At 64.7% G+C, this 21,848-nt stretch carries 19 protein-coding genes; 3 read left to right on the plus strand and 16 right to left on the minus strand.

Annotated elements, in window-relative coordinates; genetic code table 11:
• Positions 1 to 130: 130 nt before the first annotated feature.
• From I6F37_RS17805 to I6F37_RS17840, 8 genes are all read right to left on the minus strand, one after another.
• Positions 131 to 400, minus strand: coding sequence for a GlsB/YeaQ/YmgE family stress response membrane protein (locus I6F37_RS17805; protein WP_035997080.1), 270 nt, complete (start codon positions 398 to 400; stop codon positions 131 to 133).
• 100 nt (positions 401 to 500) lie between these two features.
• Entirely contained in the window at positions 501 to 1,478 is a 978-nt protein-coding gene (locus I6F37_RS17810; protein WP_036020911.1) for an ABC transporter ATP-binding protein, read from the minus strand.
• A complete protein-coding gene (locus I6F37_RS17815; RefSeq protein WP_225152204.1) occupies positions 1,475 to 2,890 on the minus strand; it encodes an amidase in 1,416 nt (471 codons plus the stop codon). Before I6F37_RS17815 ends, I6F37_RS17810 begins: the two co-directional genes overlap by 4 nt.
• Complete coding sequence (locus tag I6F37_RS17820) at positions 2,887 to 3,084, minus strand: hypothetical protein (protein ID WP_035997073.1); 198 nt, start codon at positions 3,082 to 3,084, stop codon at positions 2,887 to 2,889. The genes I6F37_RS17815 and I6F37_RS17820 overlap by 4 nt, the downstream gene beginning before the upstream one ends.
• Positions 3,081 to 4,142 (minus strand): ABC transporter ATP-binding protein, encoded by a 1,062-nt coding sequence (locus tag I6F37_RS17825; protein WP_035997070.1) that lies wholly within the window; start codon positions 4,140 to 4,142, stop codon positions 3,081 to 3,083. The genes I6F37_RS17820 and I6F37_RS17825 overlap by 4 nt, the downstream gene beginning before the upstream one ends.
• Before the next feature lie 3 nt (positions 4,143 to 4,145).
• Positions 4,146 to 5,051, minus strand: a complete 906-nt coding sequence (locus tag I6F37_RS17830) for an ABC transporter permease (RefSeq protein ID WP_035997066.1) — start codon at positions 5,049 to 5,051, stop codon at positions 4,146 to 4,148.
• 3 nt (positions 5,052 to 5,054) lie between these two features.
• Positions 5,055 to 6,008, minus strand: a complete 954-nt coding sequence (locus tag I6F37_RS17835; protein ID WP_074447673.1) for an ABC transporter permease — start codon at positions 6,006 to 6,008, stop codon at positions 5,055 to 5,057.
• A 193-nt stretch (positions 6,009 to 6,201) separates the two neighbouring features.
• Complete coding sequence (locus tag I6F37_RS17840; protein WP_109142274.1) at positions 6,202 to 7,863, minus strand: ABC transporter substrate-binding protein; 1,662 nt, start codon at positions 7,861 to 7,863, stop codon at positions 6,202 to 6,204.
• 199 nt (positions 7,864 to 8,062) lie between these two features.
• Between I6F37_RS17840 and I6F37_RS17845 the strand changes: the two genes are divergently transcribed.
• Positions 8,063 to 9,658, plus strand: a complete 1,596-nt coding sequence (locus I6F37_RS17845; protein ID WP_035997046.1) for an ABC transporter substrate-binding protein — start codon at positions 8,063 to 8,065, stop codon at positions 9,656 to 9,658.
• Positions 9,659 to 9,727: 69 nt separating this feature from the next.
• On the opposite strand, the gene I6F37_RS17850 is transcribed toward I6F37_RS17845, so the two are convergent.
• The 7 genes from I6F37_RS17850 to I6F37_RS17880 form a co-directional block, all read right to left on the minus strand.
• Positions 9,728 to 10,972 (minus strand): acyl-CoA dehydrogenase, encoded by a 1,245-nt coding sequence (locus I6F37_RS17850; RefSeq protein WP_225152207.1) that lies wholly within the window; start codon positions 10,970 to 10,972, stop codon positions 9,728 to 9,730.
• A gap of 127 nt (positions 10,973 to 11,099) precedes the next feature.
• Positions 11,100 to 12,341 (minus strand): acyl-CoA dehydrogenase, encoded by a 1,242-nt coding sequence (locus tag I6F37_RS17855; RefSeq protein WP_035997041.1) that lies wholly within the window; start codon positions 12,339 to 12,341, stop codon positions 11,100 to 11,102.
• A gap of 118 nt (positions 12,342 to 12,459) precedes the next feature.
• Positions 12,460 to 13,587 carry an acyl-CoA dehydrogenase family protein gene (locus I6F37_RS17860; RefSeq protein WP_035997037.1) on the minus strand — a complete coding sequence of 376 codons (1,128 nt, stop codon included), beginning with the start codon at positions 13,585 to 13,587 and terminating at the stop codon, positions 12,460 to 12,462.
• A 158-nt stretch (positions 13,588 to 13,745) separates the two neighbouring features.
• Positions 13,746 to 15,617, minus strand: coding sequence for an AMP-binding protein (locus tag I6F37_RS17865; RefSeq protein ID WP_035997034.1), 1,872 nt, complete (start codon positions 15,615 to 15,617; stop codon positions 13,746 to 13,748).
• A gap of 43 nt (positions 15,618 to 15,660) precedes the next feature.
• The gene (locus I6F37_RS17870; RefSeq protein ID WP_035997031.1) at positions 15,661 to 16,467 is read right to left on the minus strand and encodes an enoyl-CoA hydratase/isomerase family protein; all 807 of its coding nucleotides are present in this window, start codon (positions 16,465 to 16,467) and stop codon (positions 15,661 to 15,663) included.
• Positions 16,468 to 16,710: 243 nt separating this feature from the next.
• Positions 16,711 to 17,469, minus strand: coding sequence for an SDR family NAD(P)-dependent oxidoreductase (locus I6F37_RS17875; RefSeq protein ID WP_024337318.1), 759 nt, complete (start codon positions 17,467 to 17,469; stop codon positions 16,711 to 16,713).
• 55 nt (positions 17,470 to 17,524) lie between these two features.
• On the minus strand, positions 17,525 to 18,103 hold the full coding sequence (locus tag I6F37_RS17880) for a TetR family transcriptional regulator (protein ID WP_244608878.1): 579 nt from the start codon (positions 18,101 to 18,103) through the stop codon (positions 17,525 to 17,527).
• Between the two features lie 232 nt (positions 18,104 to 18,335).
• On the opposite strand from I6F37_RS17880, the gene I6F37_RS17885 reads away from it, so the two are divergent.
• On the plus strand, positions 18,336 to 19,508 hold the full coding sequence (locus I6F37_RS17885; RefSeq protein ID WP_035997013.1) for an acetyl-CoA C-acetyltransferase: 1,173 nt from the start codon (positions 18,336 to 18,338) through the stop codon (positions 19,506 to 19,508).
• A 117-nt stretch (positions 19,509 to 19,625) separates the two neighbouring features.
• Positions 19,626 to 21,170 (plus strand): acyl-CoA synthetase, encoded by a 1,545-nt coding sequence (locus I6F37_RS17890; RefSeq protein WP_035997010.1) that lies wholly within the window; start codon positions 19,626 to 19,628, stop codon positions 21,168 to 21,170.
• A 128-nt stretch (positions 21,171 to 21,298) separates the two neighbouring features.
• Here the strand turns inward: I6F37_RS17890 and I6F37_RS17895 are convergent, their stop codons facing one another.
• The gene (locus I6F37_RS17895) at positions 21,299 to 21,841 is read right to left on the minus strand and encodes a methylated-DNA--[protein]-cysteine S-methyltransferase (RefSeq protein WP_035997007.1); all 543 of its coding nucleotides are present in this window, start codon (positions 21,839 to 21,841) and stop codon (positions 21,299 to 21,301) included.
• Between the last annotated feature and the right edge of the window lie 7 nt (positions 21,842 to 21,848).

Below are 21,848 nucleotides of genomic sequence, written 5' to 3' on the forward strand. Positions count from 1 at the left end.
TGGGCCACATCTACCCCCGATAGCCTTCCGCGCAAGTGCGGAATTCCACAGGCTTGCGGCTTTTTCTTGCAGGCTTTCAGCCGCTTCCGCGAAAAGCGCGGCTCAAGTTCCGCTCAGCCGAATGCAGAGGCTAGAGCCGGCCCCCGCCGCGCACTAGGCGTACCACCAGCAGCAGGATGACCGCTCCGATGGCAGAATAGACAATCTGGGAGATCAAGCCGGTGCCGAGGCGAATGCCGAGCTTTGGAAACAGAAGGCTCGCCACCAGCGCACCGCAGATGCCGATCACGATGTCGCCGATCAGGCCGAACCCGGCGCCCCGCACGATCTTGCCGGCGAGCCAACCGGCGACGAGACCGACGAATAGGATGACGAGCAGGCCTTCGTTGGAAATGTACATCCGTGAGGTTCCTCTGCGTGAACGGCGCCATGGAACGGGAACCGGAATGAATGGGGTGTGAATGCTGGAGGCTCGCTCAGCCCGGCTCAATTCATCCAAACTATGACAGCACGGTGGCCGGCTCCGCCAGGACGCATCTGGCCGCCCGACCCGGCCCGACCGCGACATTCCCGGGCAATTGCTCCAGGCAGCGCGGCTCGGCGAGCTTGCAGCGGGGAGCGAAGGAGCAATTGTGCGGCTTCTCGGCCAGCGACGGCGGCGTGCCGGGGATGGTCTCCAGCCGCTGTCCGCGCTTGGCGCCGTGGATGGTGGAGGCGAGCAGGCCCTTGGCATAGGGATGCACCGGCGAGCGGACGATGTCGCGCAAGGTCCCCTGCTCCACGATCTGACCGGCATACATCACCGCGACGCGATCGCAGATCTCGATGGCGACGCCGATGTCGTGGGTGACGAAGATGACGGACATGCCGAACTCGCGCTGCAGCTCGCGCAGCAGCAGCAGGATCTGGATCTGCACGGTCGCATCGAGCGCCGTGGTCGGCTCGTCCGCGAGCAGGATTTTCGGCCGGCAGGCGAGCGCAAGCGCGATCATCGCGCGCTGGCGCATGCCGCCGGACATTTCGTGCGGATAGGCATCCAGCCGGCGCTTGGCCGAGGGAATGCGCACGACCTCGAGCATCTCCAGCGCCCGTGCGCGCCCTTCTGCAAAGCTCTTGCCTTCGTGGCGCACCACGCTTTCGGCGATCTGCGCGCCGATCGTGTAGACCGGATCGAGCGCAAGCGCCGGCTCCTGGAAGATCATCGAGACGGTCTGGCCGCGGAACGACGACAGCTGCTCGTCGTTCATGGCTAGCACGTCCTGTCCCATGACGTTGACCGTGCCCGAAATCTGCGTGCGCTTCTTTGGCAACAGCCGCATCAAGGCACGCAAGGTCACGCTCTTGCCCGAACCGGATTCGCCGAGCAGGCCGAGCACCTCGCTATTGCCGAGCGAGAGACTGAGATCGTTCACGGCATAGACCGTGCGCTCGCCGGTGAAGCGGATGTTGAGGCCTGAGATCTCGACGAGGTTTGTCATGACGGCAGCTTCGGCAATCGGTCGTGATAGTCGGTGATGCGCTGGAACGCGGCGCCAATGGTCAGCAGGGTGGCTTCGTCGAAGGAGCGGCCGATCAGCTGCATGCCGACCGGCAGGCCGGTCGTGGTGAAGCCCGAAGGAATGGTCAGTGACGGCAAGCCCAGGAAATTCACCGGGCGGGTGAACAGCGTCAGCCGCTGCAACAGCGCCGGCGCGTTCGGGCCGCCGCCGACGTCGCTCTCCTCGATCGTCGGCGCCGGCACCGGGGACGCCGGCGCGATCACCGCATCGACGCCTGCGGTCGCGGCATTGTGGGCCGCGAGCGCCGGCCCGCGCCAACGCATCGCCTCGAGATAGGTGATGGCGGGAACGGCGAGGCCGTTCTGAAGCCGCATCAGGACTTGCGGGCCATAGTCCTGCGGACGCTCGATCATCCAGCGCTTGTGGAAGGCGGCAGCTTCCGCGGCGAGCACGAGCTGGCTGGCCGAGGACAATTGCCGCTGGTCCGGCAGCTCGACCTTGACGATGTCGGTGCCCTCGCGCTTGAGCACCGCGATGGTCTCGTCCAGCACGCGCGCGACCTCGCTGTCGAGATCGTCGACATAGAACGAGGCGGGCACGCCGATCTTGAGACCCCTCAGCGAAGCCTTGGTGGCTGCGACGTAGTGCGCGAGCGGCTCGTGGCTGCAGGTCGAATCGGCGGGATCGGGCCCGGCCATCAGCGCCAGCAAGAGCGCGCAATCCTCGGCGGTGCGGGCCAGCGGGCCGACGGTGTCGAGCGATTGCGACAGCGGCATTGCGCCGGCGCGGCTGACGCGGCCGACCGTGGTCTTGAGCCCCGTGACGCCACAGAAATGCGCGGGCATGCGGATCGAGCCGCCGGTGTCCGAGCCGAGCGCCGCATAGGTCAGGCGCGCGGCAACCGCCGAGCCGGAGCCCGACGAGGAGCCGCCGGTGATATGGGCGACGTTCCAGGGATTGCGCACCGGACCGTAATGAGCGTTGTGCCCGGTCGGGCCATAGGCGAACTCGGCGAGATGCAGCGTGCCGAGCCGGACCTGGCCGGCGTCCTTGAGCCGCTGCAAGGCGGTGGACGTGACGTTCGGCACGAAGTCGCGGCGGATCAGCGAGCCGCAGGTCGCGACGTGGCCGGCATCGTAGTACATGTCCTTGTGCGCGAGCGGGACGCCATGCAGGGGACCGCGGACATTGCCCTTGGCGAGCTCGGCATCGGCGGCATCCGCCGCTTTCAATGCAGCCTCGGCCTCGATCGACATGAAGGCGTTGAGATGCGGCTGCCACTGCGCGATGCGCTGCAGCAGCGCACGCGTCGCCTCGTGCGAGGACACCTGCTTCATCGCGATCGCGCGCGCGACCTCGGTGAGCGTCATCAGAGCGGGCTCACGGCTCATTTGGACACCTTCTGCGTCTGCGCGAGCACGTAAGTTGCGGGCTCCAGATCGAACGGCAGCGTGCCGGCGATCGCGGCGAAGCCTTCGAAGGCGGTGCCGATGGCATTGGAGATGCGGGTTGCGATCTCGTCGTCCACGGGGACGCCGGCGATATGCGCGATCGGCTTGATCTCTTTCGGTGTCGGTCTCGTCATGCGGTTTCTCCCCTGGGGGCGCGGCTGTGGCCTGAACCCGGTATCGCCATGTAGCACGCGGCCTCGTGGCCCATATTATCCAGCGCGGTGAGCTTTGGTGTCGCATTTGCGCAGAGCGGCTCCGCAAACGGGCAGCGGGTGTGGAAACGGCAGCCGGAGGGCGGATCGATCGGATTGGGTGGGTCGCCCGTGATCGGCGGCGTTTCGGTGCGGCGATCAGGATCGGAGGACGGCATCGCGGCGAGCAGCGCGCGGGTATAGGGATGCGCCGGGCTGTCCCAGACCTGGTCGACCGGGCCGAGCTCGACGACCTCGCCGAGATACATCACCAGCACGCGGTCCGAGATGTAGCGGACGACATTGAGGTCGTGACTGATGAAGAGATAGGTGAGGCCGAATTCGCGCTTGAGATCGGCGAGCAGGTTGAGCACCTGCGCCTCGACCGATTTGTCGAGCGCCGAGACGGCTTCGTCCAGGATCACCAGCCGCGGCGACAGCGCCAGCGCACGGGCGATGTTGACGCGCTGGCGCTGGCCGCCGGAGATCTCGTGCGGATAGCGGTTGGCGAAGTTTTCCGGGCGCAGGCCGACCTTGCCGAGCAGCTCTCGCGCCAGGTTGCGCGCCGCGCCATCGGCCATGCCATGGACCTTTGGACCGAAGGCGACGGATTCCTCGATCGTCAGGCGCGGGTTGAGCGAGGCGTAGGAATCCTGGAACACCATCTGCATGCCGCGGCGCAGCTCGCGCAAGCTTAGCGACTGGCCGACGGTCATGCCGTCATAGATGATGTCGCCGTCATCGCGCGGCATCAGGTGCATCAGCAGCCGCGCGGTCGTGGACTTGCCGCAGCCGGACTCGCCGACGATGCCGACCGTCTCGCCCTTGGCGACGGAGAAGGAGACATTGTCGACGGCACGCACGGTGCGCTTGGCGGCGAACAGGCCGCCGCGCACCGGAAAATGCTTGGTCAGGCCGTTGACCTGCAGCAGCGGCTGCGCGAGCCCACCGCGGTCCTCGACCGGCTCCAGCATTTCGACGGAGGTGTTGGTTTCGCTCATGGCCTAGTTCCTGATGTCCATGGCGCTACGCAGGCCGTCCGAGAGCAGATTGAAGCAGATCGAGACCGCGAAGATCATCGCGCCCGGCAAGGCTGCGACCCAGGGATTGACGTAGATCGCGGTGCGCAGCGTGTTCAGCATCAGGCCCCATTCCGGCTCCGGCGGCTTGGTGCCGAGGCCGAGGAAGGACAGACCGGCCGCCAGGATCATCGAGACCGAGATCAGACTGGTGGCATAGACGAAGATCGCGCCGAGCACGTTGCCGAGGATGTGGACGCGCATGATGGTGAAAGCGCCCGCGCCGGAGGCACGGGCGGCCTCGACGAAGTCCATGTTGCGCACGCCGGTGGTGACGCTCTCGGCGACGCGGGTGATCTGCGGCACGAACACGATGGTGAGCGCCACGATGGAGTTGAGGATGCCGGCGCCGAGCGCGCCGGAGATCGCGATCGCCAGCAGCACCGACGGGAAGGCGTAGAACACGTCCACCGTGCGCATGATCGCGGTGTTGAGCTTGCCGCCGACATAGCCGGCAATGATGCCGAGCGAGGTGCCGATGCAGAAGGCCAGGATCACCGGCAGGATGCCGATGACCAGCGACAGCCGCCCGCCATAGATCAGCCGGGCCAGCATGTCGCGGCCGAGCTCGTCGGTGCCGAGCGGATAGCCTGTGGTGCCGATGTGGCGGAGGCGGCGGATCATCGAACCCTTGTAGGGGTCTTCGAGACCGAGCCACGGCGCGAGGATCGCGGACAGGAAGATCAGCAGCAGCACCAGAGCGCAGGCCATGCTGACCTTGTCGCGCATGATGCGGCGGCCGACGGTCGCCCAATAACCGCGCGCCTTGGTGGCGGGCGCGGCCTGCAGCGCGGCATCGCTGGCGGTGGCGGACAACGGAAGCTCGCTCATCGGCTAGCCCCGCTTGATGCGCGGGTCGATCGCGGCTTGGGCGATGTCGACCAGGAGATTGAGGAAGACGAAGAACAGCGCCAGGATCAGGATCGTGCCCTGCAGCAGCGGCAGGTCACGCTGGAAGATCGCCGAGTTGAGCAGGAAGCCCGAGCCAGGCCAGGAGAACACGGTCTCGATCAGGATCGAGCCGCCGAGCATGTAGCCGAGCTGAAGCCCCATCACCGCGAGCGCGGTGGGCGCGGCATTCTTGATGACGTGGCGGAACACGCCGGTTTCGCGCAGGCCCTTTGCACGCAAAGCCTCGACGAAGTCCTGCGAGAGAATGTCGCCAGTGAGCGCGCGCACCGTGCGGGTGACGATGCCCATCGGGATCACCGACGTCGTGATCGCCGGCAGCACGAGATATTTGAGGTGCGCCCAATCCCAGGCCCAGGAATTGGAGCCGCTGGGGCCGGCGCCGACCGCGGGCAGCCAGTTCAGCTGGACCGAGAAAATGATGACGAGCAGCATGCCGAGCCAGTAATGCGGCACCGAGACGCCGGCGATGGCAAAGGAGGTCGCGACCTTGTCGACCCAGGTCTCGCGGAAATAGCCGGCGATCAGGCCGAGCAGGACGCCCATGGTGAAGCCGATGATGGCGGCGGCAATCGCGAGCGTGACGGTGTTGCCGACCGCGCGCATCACCTCGGCCAGCACCGGACGCCCCGTCGCGATGGAATTGCCGAGATCGCCGTGAAGGGCACGCAACAGCCACAGGCCGAACTGCACCGGCAGCGGCCGGTCGAAGCCGTAGGCGGCGCGCAGCTGCGCGGCGAGCTCCTGCGACGCATCGGCCGGCAGCACGGCGACCAGCGGATCGCCCGGCGTGATGTGCACGAGCAAGAAGCACACCAGCGCGACGCTGATGACGATCGGGACGACGTAGACAATGCGTCTGGCGGTATAGGCGAGCACTGGTCTTCTTTCTTCCTTCTCCCCTTGCGGGAGAAGGTGGCGCGCAAGCGCCGGATGAGGGGTTCGGTCCGCGGACGCAACTTTTCCAATCGAAGGGTCCGCATCCGCGGAGAGAGACCCCTCACCCGGCTTCGCTAAAGCGAAGCCACCCTCTCCCACAAGGGGAGAGGGTGCACCGAGCAAATCGACAGAGCTACTGCGCGATCGACACCGGCGAGAAGTCGATGAACCAGCTCTTCGGTTGCACGACGCCTGTCACCTTCGGGCTCATGGCGCGCGGGCCGACGTCGTGGGCGACGTAGAGGAAGGCGGCGTCATCGACGGAGGCTGCGTGCAATTCGGCGAGTGCGGCGTCGCGCGCGGCGGGATCGAAGGTCTGGCGCGCCTTCTTCACCAGCTCGTCGAATTTGGGGTTGTTGATGAAGCCCCAATTGTTCGAGACCGGCGGCGCCATGCCCGACTGCAGGAAGCGCACCAGCGCGAAGAACGGGTCCATCGCCGCGTAGGTGACGTTGGTCGCGTGCGAGCCGTTGGCGCTGGGATCCTTGGCGCCGCGGCGCCAGTTGGTGAATAGCGTATTCCATTCGATGACGTCGAGCTGGACGTCGAAATAGCATTCGGCCAACGCCTGCTGGAGATACTCGTTCATCGGCAAGGGCTGCATCTGGCCCGAGCCGGACGCCGACGTCTGCGTCTTCACGGTCAGCTTCTTATTGGGACCGTAGCCGGCCTCCTGCATCAGCTTTTGCGCAGCCGCCTTGTCGTACTTGATCTGGAAGGTGGGATTGCCGCGCCAGGGATGACCGGGCTCGAAGGTGCCGGACGCCGGCACCATCAGCCCCGCGAGCAGACCGTCCCTGAGGCCTTCGCGGTCGACGCAGAGGTTCGCGGCCTTGCGCACTCGGATGTCGTTCCAGGGCGAGCCCTCGACGCGCGAGAACTGCCACGGCCAGACGTGCGGCTGCTCGTTGGAATAGAGCTTGAAGCCGCGCTGCTTGAGCTCGGGCAGCGCGTCCGGTGCCGGCGCCTCGACCCAATCGACCTGGCCGGACAGCAGCGCCGCGGTGCGCGCGTTGGCTTCCGGCATCGGCAGCAGCACCATCTTGTCGACCTTGGGCACGCGCGCCTTGTTCCAGTAGGTCGCGTTCTTGACCAGCTCGAGCCGCTCGCGCGGGGTGAAGCTCGCCATCTTCCACGGGCCGGTGCCCGAGGCGCTCCTGGCGAAGGCGGTCCATGCGGCCTGCGATTTCGCCTTGGCATCGGCGCCTTCGGCCTTGTCGTAGAAGGACTGCCACTTCGCCGGGCTTGCCATGAACAGATTGGTTAGGTTGATCGGCAGGAAGCTGTCGGGCTCCTTGGTGGTGAGCTCGACGGTCATGTCGTCGATCTTCTTCGCGGAGGCCAGCGTCGGCATGCGCGAGGCCGTGACGCCGACCTGGCTGGCGTCGAATTGCGGCGCATCCTGCTTCAGCACCTTCTCGACGTTCCACACCACCGCGTCGGCGTTGAACGGCGAGCCGTCATGGAAGGTGACGCCGGGGCGCAGCTTGAAGACCCATTTGGTCTTGTCGGCATCGTCGACCTTCCATTCGGTGGCAAGGCCGGGGATCACCACGCTCGCCTTGTCGGCAGAGGACAGGTCCCAGCTGGTCAGCGCATCGTACATGGTGAGGCCGGTGAAGCGGTTGCCCTCGAAACCTTGATCGGGCTGGCCGAGCGTGCGCGGAATATCGGCAGCAGTCATGCCGATGCGCAGCACAGTTTCGGCAGCCGCCACCCGCGGCCATGCAGCTGCGCTGCCAAGCGCCACCAGCGCGATCAGCGCCGCCCGTGTGTTGTTGTTCTTGATAAACATCGCCTCAGTCCCTTTCCGGCTTCCGATGATTAATTTTGATGCAATCGTATGCAATGGCTATGCCAAGGGAAAACTTTTTCTGCGAATTGCCCCTGCGACGACAAGTCCTTGTGATGACGCACGGGCGAAATCGGCGCGCTGCCTATTCTGGCATCAAGATTGCAGGTTCGGTTCCAGATCCCCCCTGGAGCTTTGGGCCATGCGTATTCGCCTATCGACCTGTCTCGCCGTGCTTGCATTGGCGGTGTCCGTAATCACGGCGCACGCCGAAACGGTGGTGCGTTACGGCATCTCGATGGCGGATATTCCACTCACCACTGGCCAGCCAGATCGTGGCGCCGGCGCCTATCAGTTCACGGCCTATACGATCTACGATCCGCTGGTGGCCTGGGAAATGGACGTCGCCGACCGCCCCGGCAAGCTGGTGCCGGGCCTCGCCACCGAATGGAAGGTGGACGACGCCGACAAGACGAAGTGGCGCTTCGCCCTGCGCAAGGGCGTGAAGTTTCACGACGGCAGCGATTTCAACGCCGATGCGGTGATCTGGAATCTCGACAAGGTGCTCAACGACAAGGCGCCGCAATTCGACAAGCGGCAGAGCGCGCAGGTCAAGACCCGCCTTCCCTCCGTCGCCAGCTACGCCAAGATCGACGACTTCACCGTGGAGATCACCACCAAGACGGTGGATTCCTTCTTCCCCTATCAGATGCTGTGGTTCCTGGTCTCGAGCCCGGCGCAATATGAGAAGCTCGGGAAGGATTGGGACAAGTTCGCCAGCCAGCCCTCCGGAACCGGCCCGTTCAAGCTGACGAAGCTGGTGCCGCGCGAGCTCGCCGAGCTCAGCAAAAATCCGGACTACTGGAACAAGAAGCGCATTCCCAAGGCCGACAAGATCGTGCTGGTGCCGATGCCGGAAGCGCTGACGCGCACCAATGCGCTGCTCGCCGGCCAGGTCGACCTGATCGAGACGCCGGCCCCGGATGCCGTGCCGCAGCTGAAGGCGGCGGGCATGAAGCTGGTCGACAACGTCACGCCGCATGTGTGGAATTATCACCTCAGCGTGCTGCCGGGCTCGCCCTGGACCGACATCCGCCTGCGCAAGGCGCTGAATCTTGCGATCAACCGCGACGAAGTCGTCGGGCTGATGAACGGCCTCGCCAAGCCCGCCAAGGGCCAGGTCGACCCGTCGAGCCCGTGGTTCGGCAAGCCCAGCTTCGAGCTGAAATATGATCTCGCCGCCGCCAAGAAGCTGGTGGAGGAAGCGGGCTATTCCAAAGCAAAGCCGCTGAAGACCACCTTCATCATCGCGCAAGGCGGCACCGGCCAGATGCTGTCACTGCCGATGAACGAATTCCTGCAGCAGAGCTTCAAGGAGATCGGCATCGAGATCGACTTCAAGGTGGTCGAGCTGGAGACGCTCTATACGCATTGGCGCAAGGGCGCCGCCGACGAGATGAACGCCGGCATCACCTCCAACAACATCGCCTATGTCACCTCGGATCCGCTCTACGCCATCGTCCGCTTCTTCCATTCGGGCCAGATCGCGCCGGTTGGCGTCAATTGGGGCGGCTACAAGAACCCCAAGGTCGACGCGCTGATCGACGAGGCCAAGCAGACGTTCGACAGCACCAAGCAGGACCAATTGCTGGCGCAGGCGCACGCGCTGATTGTGGACGATGCCACGCTGGTGTGGGTCGTCCACGATACCAACCCGCACGCGCTGTCACCGAAGATCAAGCAGTTCGTGCAGGCGCAGCACTGGTTCCAGGATCTGACGACGATCGGGGTGGAGTGAGCAACACGCAAGGGTGGGCACGGCGCTTTGCGCCTTTGCCCACCCTTGGTGCATGCTCAGCGCGCGCGATCACCGCCCCTTGGTCGGGATCTTGTTGTACGGCACGTCCTTGTCGACGCGGATGTCGCCCGGCAGGCCGAGCACGCGCTCGGCGATGATGTTGCGCAGGATCTCATCGGTGCCGCCGGCGATGCGCATCGAGGGCGAGGACAGCAGCATCTGCTGGAATTGGCCCTGGGCCGTTTCCTCGTCATTTCCGGTGAGAACACCGGCCGCGCCCTGCAGGTCCATGGCGTAAGTCGCGATGTCCTGCAGCATCATGCCCGAGACCAGCTTGCCGATCGAATTCTCCGGGCCCGGCCGCTCGCCCTTCGACAGCGCCGAGATTGTGCGGTAGCTGGCGTATTTCAGGCCGTTCGACTTGGCCGCCCAGCTCGCAAGCTTCGAGCGCACGGCGGGATCGTCGATGGCGAGGCCATCCTCCAGCATCAGGTTCGAGCAGAGCTCGAACATCTCGGGCACGCCGGTCGCGAGCCGCGCACCGATCGACATGCGCTCGTTCATCAGCGTGGTCAGCGAGACGTTCCAGCCGTCGCCGACGGCGCCCAGCCGCTGGCTGTCGGGGATCACGACATCGGTGAAATAGACCTCGTTGAACTCCTGCATGCCGTTGGCCTGCTTGATCGGACGCACCTCGACGCCGGGGCTCTTCATGTCCAGGAAGAACATCGTGAGACCCTTGTGCTTGGGCACGTTGGGATCGGTGCGCGCGATCAGAAGGCCGTAGTCGGAATAATGGGCGCCCGAGGTCCAGATCTTCTGGCCGTTGACGACCCAAACGTCGCCCCTCTTCTCCGCGCGGGTGCGAAGCCCTGCGACGTCGGAGCCGGCAGACGGTTCGGAGAACAGCTGGCACCAGATCTCCTCGCCCGATGCGAGCTTCGGCAAGTAACGGCGCTTGGCCTCCTCGCTGCCGAACGCCATCACGGTCGGGCCGCACATGCCCTCGCCGATCTGGAACGGCTGCGTCAGCTTGCCGTAGACGCCCTCCTCCTGCTGCCAGATCACCTTTTCGATCGGCGTCGCGCCGCGGCCGCCATACTCCTTCGGCCAGTGCAGGCAGGCCCAATTGCCCTCGAACTTCTTCTTCTGCCAGGCCTTGCCGACATCGACGATGTCGCGATTGGCAAGGCGGATGCGGCCGAGCGAGGACTTTGACAGCTCGGCCTGCAATTCCTTCGGCGCATTGGCCTCGATCCATTTGCGCGCGGTCTCGCGGAACGCGGCTTCCTGCGGGGTGTCGTCGAAATTCATGGCGGACCTCTCAATCCTTGCGCGGTGCGTAGGGTGGGTTAGCCGAAGGCGTAACCCACCACTTCTGTCGAGTATCGTTGCGAACGTGGTGGGTTACGCTTCGCTAACCCACCCTACGAATTCGAAGTCATCTTCCCTTCGTCGGGATCTTGTTGAACGGCACGTCCTTGTCGACGCGGATGTCGCCGGGCAGGCCCAGCACCCGTTCGGCGATGATGTTGCGCATGATCTCGTCGGTGCCGCCCTCGACGCGTGTACCCGGCGCACGCAGCAGCATGGCCTGGAAACGGCCCGCCAGTTCGCCATCCTCGCCGCTGACGATTCCGGACGCGCCCTGCAGATCGAGCGCATAGGTCGCAACGTCCTGGATCATGGAGCCGGCCACCAGCTTGCCGATGGAGTTCTCCGGTCCTGGGCGTTCGCCCCTCGACAGCGCCGAGATCGCGCGCATGCTGGTGTATTTCAGCCCGCTTGCCTTCACCGCCCAGTTCGCCAGCTTGGATCGCACCGCGCGATCCTCGATCGCCGGGCCGTCGTCGAGCATCAGGCTGGAGCAGTACTCGAACAGTTCGGGGAAACCGGTCGAGACGGCCGCGCCGATCGCACTGCGCTCGTTCATCAGCGTGGTCAGCGAGACGTTCCAGCCGTCACCGACCTCGCCGAGGCGCTGATGGTCGGGGATGCGGACATTGGTGAAATAAACCTCGTTGAAGTCCGAGGCGCCGCTCGCCTGCTTGATCGGCCGCACCTCGACGCCCGGGCTCTTCATGTCCAGGAAGAACATGGTGAGGCCCTTGTGCTTGGGCACGGTCGGATCGGTGCGCGTGAGCAGGATGCCGTAGTCTGAATAATGTGCACCCGAGGTCCAGATCTTCTGGCCGTTGATGATCCAGTCGTCGCCGTCCTTCTCGGCGCGTGTGCGCAGGCCCGCGACATCCGAGCCGCCGGCGGGCTCGGAGAACAGCTGGCACCAGACCTTCTCGCCGGAGGCGAGCGGCGGCAGATAGGTCCGCTTGTGCTCCTCGCGCGCGAACGCCATCATGGTCGGCCCGCACATGCCGTGACCGATGATGAACATGCGGGACAGCTGGCCGAACGGCCCCTCCTCCTGCTGCCAGATCACGCGCTCGATCGGCGAGGCGCCACGGCCGCCATATTCCTTCGGCCAGTGCAGGCAGGCCCAGCCGGCGTCGGCCTTCTTCTTCTGCCACGCCTTCGCCACTTCGAGAATGTTGGCGTTCTTGAGCACGGTGCGGCCGAGTGAGGATTTGCGCAGCTCGTCCTCGTATTGCTTGGGCGCGTTGGCACTGATCCAGGCGCGGGCGGTGGCGCGGAACTCGGCTTCCTGCGGGGTGTCGTCGAAGTTCATCTTGCTTCTCTGTTGTCCGTAGGGTGGATTAGCCGGAGGCGTCATCCACCAATTCTGTCGAGCACTGCCGGTCGAGGGTGGGTTACGCCTTCGGCTAACCCACCCTACGCACCTGTCGTTACGCTGCGTTCTTCTTCCGCATCCGATCGATCAGCTGATCTTCCCAATAAGTGAGGCTGCCGAGCCCGAGCGCCATCGCGTTGGCGCGGCGATAGTACATGTGGCAGTCGAACTCCCAGGTGAAACCCATGCCGCCGTGGACCTGGATGTTGTTCTTGGCGCAGTGCTGGAACGCCTGCGTCGCGCTGATGCGCGCGGCGGCGGCGGCTTCCGGCAGTTCGGCCGCATTGGTCGAGAGCGCCCAGGCGCCGTAATAGCTGTTGGAGCGCGCCAGCGTCGCCGAGACGTACATGTCCGCGAGCATGTGCTTGACCGCCTGAAACGAGCCGATCTGGCGGCCGAAGGCGATGCGGTCCAACGCGTAGTCGCGGCCCATCTCCAGCGCTCGGTCGGCGCCGCCGACCTGCTCGAACGCGCACAGCACCGCGGCGCGGTCGAGCACCTGGGTGAGGATGCTCCAGCCGTCGCCCGCAGCTCCGAGCGGCTCGGCTTTGGCATCCTTGAAGGTGATCTCGGCCTGTCCGCGGGTCGGATCAAGATTGGTGAGGCTCTTCACATCGACGCCGCCGGCTTTGAGATCGACCAGGAACAGCGAGATGTCATTGTCGCGCCCACTCGATCCCGTGCGCGCGGCGACCACCGCAAAATCGGCAATCGCACCGTCGGCGACCGGCTTCTTGACGCCGTTGAGCACGCCGTTCGCAGCCGTCAGCTTGACGTTCTTCGGCGACGGGTTGCCCTTGCCCTCGAACAGCGCCAGCGTGCCAATGGCCTCGCCGGAAGCAATCGCCGGCAGCCATTTCTTCTTCTGCGCGTCACTGCCGGCGATCAGCAGCGCTTCGGCGGCGAGGTACACGGTCGAGGAAAACGGCACCGGCGCGTTGGCCCGGCCCATTTCTTCCGCGATTACGCACAGCTCGAGATGACCGGCGCCGGCGCCGCCGAACTCCTCGGGAATCGCGACGCCGAGGAAGCCCATCTCGGCGAGGCCTTTCCACAGCTCCTTGTCGTAAGGCGCCTTGCCGTCGAGCACGACACGCACCGCCTTGGGCGAGCATTTCTCGGCGAGGAACTTGCGCGCCTGGTCGCGGAGCTGTTTTTGGTCGTCGGAGAAATCGAAGTTCATGGCGGGCTTACCTCTTATTCGTTGTCATTTATTGCCGTCATTCCGGGGCGCCGCGCAGCGGCGAACCCGGAATCCATTTCGCCACGCATATGCGGCCCGATGGATTCCGGGCTCGCGCTGCGCGCGCCCCGGAATGACGAATGGAGCGAGTGTCGTCTTCATTTCAGCACGATCACATCCTGATCCGGCTTGTCCGCATAGAGCCGCTCCACCAGCGCGGCGCGGCGTTCCAGGCCGGCACGCTGGTTGATGTAGCCCTTGTCGGTGAGCTCGTTGCCGTCGATCGAGGGCGGCTCGACCATCAGCATCGCGCGCGCGATGATACGGCTGCTGGCGCCTTCGCATTCACGGTTGTGGGCTTCCAGGCCGCGCCTGAAGCAAGCGATCACCTCGGGATGCTTCACAGCATCCGCAAAGCTGAGATCGGGATTGCCGACCAGCTGGCGGCAGGCGTGCAGGTTCGGCCAGGCCAGGAGGCCGATGAAGGGACGGTCCTGCCCCGCGACCAGCGCGTCGTGCACCACGGGCGTGGCGGCCGCGATCGCATCGGTCCGCAGCGAGCCGACATGTACGAATGTGCCCGTGGTGAGCTTGAAGTCCTCCACCACGCGGCCGGCAAAGATGATGCCTTGCACCGGATCGGAATCGTCGACGAAGACGCCGGCATCGCCGATGCAATAAAAACCTTCCTCGTCGAACATCTTCTTCGTCAGCTCAGGCTGGCCGAAATAGCCGGGCGTGACATTGACGCCGCGCAGGCGCAATTCGTATTTCGAGCCGCACGGCACCATCTTCAACTCGACGCCGGGGAACGGCAGGCCGATCAGGCCGACGCGCTCGGTGTCCCAATAGGTGCCGGTCGAGGTCGGCGCGGTCTCGGTCGAACCCCAGCCGGTGTAGAACACGATGCGCTCGCCTGTCGTCTTCACCGCCAGCGACTGCATGCGGTTGTAGAGATCGTCGGGCAGACGCGCGCCGCCATAGGCCATGATCGAGAGATTCTTGAAGAAGGAACGGCAGAGCGCGTCGTCCTTCTCCATGGCCGCTGCCAGCGCGGCATAGCCGGCCGGCACGTTGGCATAATAGGTCGGCGAGATCTCGCGCAGATTGCGCAGCGTCTCCTCGAACTGGCCCGGCATCGGCCTTCCGTCGTCGATATAGAGCGTGCCGCCGTCGACCAGGATCGGGTGGAACGCGGCATTGCCGCCCATGGTGTGGTTCCAGGGCATCCAGTCCAGCATGGTCGAGATCGGCCCGTTCGGATCGCGCGGCCGCACCTGCATCATCATCGCCGCATTGGCGCACATCATCTCCTGCGTGTTGATGACGGCCTTGGGCATGCCGGTCGAGCCTGATGTGAACAGCAGTTTGCCGACGGTCTGCGGCGTAATCTTCGCGATCGATGCCTCGACATCGGTCATGACAGGCGTTGCCGCGAGCTCGGCGAAGCTGACGCTCTTGATGCCCTCGCAGGGCCGAGCGACGTGAACGACTGTGACGCCGCGGAGGTCGAGCGCCTTCAGCGCCTTCTCGAAGGTCGGGCCGTCCTGCACCATCAATACGGCCGGCTTGATGAGTTCGAACAGGTACTTCAGCTTGACGTGGTCGTGGCTCATCAAGGAGTAGGCCGGCGACACCGGCGCTGCCGGGACGCGCGCCTGCATCGCGGCCTGCGTCATCAGCGCATGCTCGATCGAATTGCCGGAGAGGATCGTGACGGGCCGGCCGTCGAGTTTGAGATTGAGCAGGCCTTGCGTCAGCGCGTCCACAATGCGCTTGGCTTCGCCATAGGACACCTTACGCCATTCGCGGTTCGGACCGCCGCGCTGCGCCAGCCAGATGCGTTCGGGCGCTTCCTTCGCCCATTTCGCCAGCGACGCCGGGATGTGCTTCTCATAAGGCTGCAGCGGAATGCGCGACTTCAGCACCACCGTGCCGTCGCCGCGACGCTCGACGTCGATGTCGCGCGCGAGCCACTGGACCTTGCGAAAGGCGGGCTTCGTCATCACTGCCGCCGCGCTTCCACTCATTTTGCGTCTCCCGGAATTATTGTCCTTTGCGGATCTTCATCGTTCAGCGCCTGATATAGACAGGCTTTCGCTTCTCAAGGAAGGCCCTGATGCCTTCCGAAAACTCTTCCGAGCGGCTGCACAGGACCTGGTTGCGATCCTCCATCGCGATCGCGGCTTCGAGCGAGCCGGCATCGACGCTCATGTTGAGGCATTCCTTGGATAGCCGCAGGCCCACGGGCGAGGCCGTCATCATCGCCTCGACATAAGACGCGGCCGCGTCATCGAGCTTGTCCTCGTCCACGACCTCCGAGACGAGGCCGACCGCGAGCGCGCGCTCCGCTCCGATAAAGCGCCCGGTGAGGATCAGCTCGGATGCGACGGAGACGCCGACGAGGCGCGGCAGAAAATAGCTGGTGCCGATATCGCAGCCGCCGAGCCCGAGCTTGATGAAAGCGCAATTCATCCGCGCCGATCTCGTCGCGATGCGGATGTCGGAGGCCAGCGCCAGCGCGAAGCCGCCGCCGGCAGCCGCGCCCTGCACCAGCGCCAGGATCGGCTGCGGACAGCGCCGCATCAGCATCACGATGTCGGCGATGCGCCGCTGCGAATCCAGCGACTCCGTGACACCGGGTGGCTCCTGCTGCCCGGCCCGGCGCGCCATCGCAGCTTTGAGATCGAGGCCGGCGCAGAAATTCCTGCCGGCGCCCTTGAGCACGACGACGCGGGTGTCGCGATTGCGTTGCAGGCCCTGGAAATAATCGTTGAGCGCATCGATCAGCGCGGGATCGAGCGCGTTGAGGTGCTCGGGCCGATTGAGCGTCACCCGGTCGACGCCATCGTCATGCTCGATCAGCAGCGGTTGGGACATGGGGGCCTCGCACTTGCCGCGAGTCGCGGCGCCGATTGCTGCGCCCTCTCCCCTTGCGGGAGAGGGCATGTAAATCGCTAGCCGCACAATCGCTTGTGTGAGGGGTCTGCCTCCACAAATGAGATTGTGGAGACAACCCCTCATCCGGCGCCGTAGCCGAAGCTTCGCTTCGGCGTTCTTAAGAACGGCGGCCTAAGGCCGCCTATGCCACCTTCTCCCACAAGGGGAGAAGGAAGAAAGCACCTACCTCGGCGCCATCCTGATCGCGCCGTCGAGGCGGATGGTCTCGCCGTTCAGCATCGGGTTCTCGACGATGTGCACCGCGAGCATGCCGTATTCGTTGGCATCGCCGAGACGCGAGGGATGCGGCACCTGGGCGCCCAGGCTCTTGCGGGCCTCTTCGTTCAGGCCCATCAGCAGCGGCGTGAAGAACAGGCCGGGCGCAATGGTGTTGACGCGGATCTTCTGGCTGGCGAGATCGCGCGCGGCCGGCAGCGTCAGGCCGACGACGCCACCCTTCGAGGCCGAATAAGCGATCTGGCCGATCTGGCCTTCGTAGGCGGCAACCGAGGCCGTGTTGATGATGACGCCGCGCTCTTCGCCGATCGGCTCCGCAGTAACGAGGCGCTCGGCGAACAGCCGCAGGCAGTTGAAGGTGCCGATCAGATTGACGTTGATGATGCGTGCGAACTTTTCGAGCGGATAGACACCGTCGCGGCCGACGATGCGCTGCGAGCCGCCGATGCCGGCGCAGTTCATCAGCACGCGGGCGACGCCGTGTGCGGCTTCCGCCTTGGCGATCGCTGCCTTGATCTGCTCCTCGCTGGTGACGTCGGCGTGCAGCGCGACGCCCTTCACTTCGGCGGCCACCTTCTCGGCGTTTTCCTTGCTCTGATCGATCACGCCGATCTTGGCGCCCTTGGCGGCCATGGCGCGGGCGGTCGCGGCACCAAGGCCCGAGCCGCCGCCGGTGATGAGAACGGCTACGTCTTTTAATTGCATCGCTTGTACCTTTCCTTGAGCGTTTCTTCTCTAGACTTGTCACGTGTCGGCCGGACTATCCGGCCGCAGCGGCTTCCCCGGCTTGCGTGAGGATGCCGCCGCAGATCAGCGTTTCCATGTGCTTGATGTATTGCCGGCAGACATCGTCAGTGACCGGGCCGACGCCGGTGGCGCGGGACATCGCGTGCCGGCCGAAGAACAGGTGATCGCAGGCACCGATCAGGCTGGTGTAGAACAGTACCGGATCAGTCGGGCGGAATTCGCCGCGGCTGACGCCTTCCGCCAGCAGGCGGCGATGGAAGTCCAGCAGCGGGGCAACGAAGAATTTCGAGACTTCGTCGGCAGAGCTCGCGCTGGTTTCGTGCAAGAGATAGTGGATCAGCCGGTTCATGTAGGGGAACCGGTGATAGGCACGGATGATGCCGGCGATGTGCAGCTTCAGCTTCGCTGTCGACGTGATCGGCTGTGCCAGCAGATATTCGAGATTGGTCATCTCGGTCGCGGCATCCCGCGCCAGCAGCGCCAGCAAGAGGCCGTCCTTGTTGCCGAAGTGATATTTGACCAGGGCCGCGTTGGCGCCCGACTTCTGCGCAATATCGGACAGCGAGATCTCGATCGAGGAGCGTTCGATCATCAGCTCGCTCGCGGCCACCAGCAATTTCTCTGCCGTGGAATTTTTCCCGCTGGGGAGCCTGTTCGGTACGCTGGTCGCCACGGAGATCCCTGTTTGGCCGCTGGAAGCGGGGCGCAGATAAGCGCAAGCAGCGCCTCATCACAAGAGTTAATTGATCGATTGACTAAACGATGATCCGCCTCTTAAATCCGCCCCGACAACCCAATCCAAAATAATCATGGGAGAGACCGAAATGGCCGAGGCTTACATCGTCGCCGCTGCGCGCACCGCCGGCGGGCGCAAGGGGGGCCGTCTCGCCGGCTGGCATCCGGCCGATCTCGCCGCGAAGGTGCTGGACGAGCTGGTCGACCGCACCAAGGTCGACCCGGCTCAGGTCGAGGACGTGATCATGGGCTGCGTGATGCAGGTCGGCGAACAGTCCAACAACGTCGCGCGCAACGCGATCATGGCCTCGAAGCTGCCGGAGAGTGTGCCAGGCACCTCGATCGATCGTCAGTGCGGCTCCTCGCAGCAGGCGCTGCACTTCGCCGCGCAGGCGGTGATGTCGGGTGCGATGGACGTCGTGATCGCGGCCGGGGTGGAATCGATGACGCGGGTGCCGATGGGCCTGTCATCGCAGCTTCCGGCCAAGAACGGCTTTGGCAACTACAAGAGCCCGGGCATCGAGAGGAAATATCCGAACATCGTGTTCAGCCAGTTCACCGGCGCGGAGATGATGGCCGAGAAGTACGGCCTCTCCAAGGATGAGCTCGATCAATATTCCTACGACAGCCATCAGCGCGCGATCGCGGCGACGCAAGCAGGTCACTTCAAGAAGGAGATCGTGCCGCTCGAGATCACCCGTGCCGACGGCAGCAAGGACACCCACCACATCGACGAAGGCATCCGCTTCGACGTCACGCTCGACGGCATCAAGGGCGTCAAGCTGATCGCCGAGAACGGCAAGCTGACCGCGGCCAGCGCCAGCCAGATCTGCGACGGCGCCTCCGGCGTCATGGTGGTGAACGAGAAGGGCCTGAAGCAGCTCGGCGTCAAGCCGCTCGCCCGCATCCATCACATGACCATGACGGGCGGCGATCCCGTGATCATGCTCGATGCTCCCTTGCACGCCACCAAGCGCGCGCTGGAGAAGGCCGGCATGAAGATCGGCGACATCGACCTGTTCGAGGTCAACGAGGCCTTCGCCTCGGTGCCGACCGCCTGGCTGAAGACCACCGGCGCCGACCCGGAGCGTCTCAACGTCAACGGCGGCGCCATCGCGCTCGGCCATCCGCTCGGCGGCTCCGGCACCAAGCTGATGACGACGCTGGTCCACGCGCTGCACCAGCGCGGCAAGCGCTATGGCCTGCAGACCATGTGCGAAGGCGGCGGCATGGCGAATGTGACGATCGTGGAGCGGCTGTAAGAAGAACAAAAGCGAGTAGCGAGTGGCGAGTAGCGAATGGTGAGTAGGCGAAGAGCGGTTTGCCCTTCTTCCCTATTCGCCACTCGCTACTCGCCATTCGCGTTTTGAGGAAACGCCATGACCCACCCCTGTATCCACGCAAAGACGACGCCCGACAAGATCGCCTACCAGATGGCCGGGACCGGCAAAGCGATCACCTATCGCGAGCTCGACGAGCTCTCGAACCAGGGCGCGCAGCTGTTCCGCTCGCTTGGCCTCAAGGCCGGCGACCACATCGCGCTGTTGATGGAGAACCGGCTCGCCTTCATGGAGCTGTGCTGGGCGGCACAGCGCAGCGGGCTCTATTACACCGCGATCAGCCGCTACCTGAAGCAAGACGAGATCGACTACATCATCGCCGATTGCGGCGCCAAGGTCGTGATCACGACGCCGAAATGCGCTGACCAGATCAAGGGCCTGATCAAAGGCACGCCCGGCGAGCCGATCTTCTACATGATGGACGACCCGCTGCCCGGCTTCCGCTCCTACGACAAGGAAGCCGCCGCGCAGCCGACGACGCCGATCGCCGACGAGGTCGCCGGCTACGACATGCTGTATTCGTCGGGCACCACCGGGCGCCCTAAGGGAATCAAGAAGGCTTTCGAAGGCAACAGGATCGACGTGCCGAACGCCTTCCTCCGCGTGCTCTGCGCCGACATGTGCGGCATGAATGCGGAGAGCACCTATCTGTCGCCGGCGCCGCTCTATCATGCGGCACCCCTGCGCTTCAACATGATGGCGATCGTGCTCGGCGGCACCTCCATCATCATGGAGCATTTCGACGCTGAAGAGTTCCTGAAGCTGGTCGAGAAGTACAAGGTGACACAATCGCAGCTGGTGCCGACCATGTTCGTGCGCATGCTGAAGCTGCCGGACGAGGTGCGCACGAGGTACGACGTCTCCACCCTGAAGGGCGCGATCCACGCCGCCGCGCCCTGCCCCATCGACGTCAAGGCCAAGATGATCGAATGGTGGGGGCCGATCCTGATCGAGTATTACGCCGGGTCTGAAGGCAATGGCGTCACCGTCTGCAATTCGCAGCAATGGCTGGAGCATCGCGGCAGCGTCGGCCGCGCCGTGGTCGGCAAGATCAAGATTCTCGACGAGAACGACGAGGAGCAGCCGGTCGGTGAGATCGGCACGGTCTATTTCGCCGACGCGCCCGCCTTCACCTATCACAACGACCCCGAGAAGACGAAGAAGGCCTACAACGCCAAGGGATGGTCGACGCTCGGCGATGTCGGCTATCTCGACAAGGACGGCTTCCTCTATCTCACCGACCGCAAGTCCTACATGATCATCTCGGGCGGCGTGAACATCTATCCGCAGGAGACCGAGGACGTGCTGATCACGCACCCCGAGGTCGCCGACGTCGCGGTGTTCGGCGTGCCGAACGAGGAGATGGGCGAAGAGGTCAAGGCGGTGGTGCAGCCGCACGACATGAGCCGCGCCGGCAAGGCGCTCGAAGCCGATTTGATCGCTTATTGCAAGAGCCGCCTCTCCGCCATCAAATGCCCGCGCTCGATCGATTTCGAAGCCGAGCTGCCGCGCACGCCCACCGGCAAGCTGGTGAAGCGGCATTTGCGTGATCGGTATTGGCCGAAGACGGCGACGAAGATTTAGGGCGAGCGGCCGCTCTCAACACCGTCATGCCCGGGCTTGTCCCGGGCATCCACGTTCTTTGTACCGCAAAGGAACACGTGGATGCCCGGGTCAAGCCCGGCCATGACGCCGAGCAAGCTTTGGTATCTTCAATCGAACAAGCTCGGCGTGTGGTTCACCAGCGCGCCTTCGATCTCCAGCATCTTCAGCTTCGTGACCACGCCGCCATTCGCCGAGAAGCCGCCGGGCTTGTTGCCCGCGGCGAGCACGCGATGGCAGGGCACGACGATCGGGCACGGGTTGCGGCCGAGCGCCTGGCCGACGTCGCGAGACAGCTGGACGCCGCCGAGCTGTTTTGCGATGTCGCCATAGGTGATGGTCTTGCCCGGCGGAATCGCCCGGGCGATGTCGTAGACGCTGCGATTGAACTCGGGCACGCCGTCGAGGTCGAGCGGAATGTCGGTGAGATCATCCGGCTCGCCGGCGAGCAGTTTTGTCATGCGATCGATCGCCTGTTGCACCTCGGCGGTCGGCTCGGTCTCAACGGCGTCGGCATGACGCTGGCTGATGCGGGTGCGGATCTTCTGCTCGCCGCCCATCGGCAATTGCGTGCCGTTGATGCCCCGCGGGCCCCAGGCGATGGCGCACAGGCCGATCCTTGTGTCGAACAGGGCAAAATGCTGGTCGGTCATGTCTAGG

The organism is Bradyrhizobium sp. NBAIM08 (genome assembly GCF_020193935.1).
Lineage (GTDB): Bacteria > Pseudomonadota > Alphaproteobacteria > Rhizobiales > Xanthobacteraceae > Bradyrhizobium > Bradyrhizobium yuanmingense.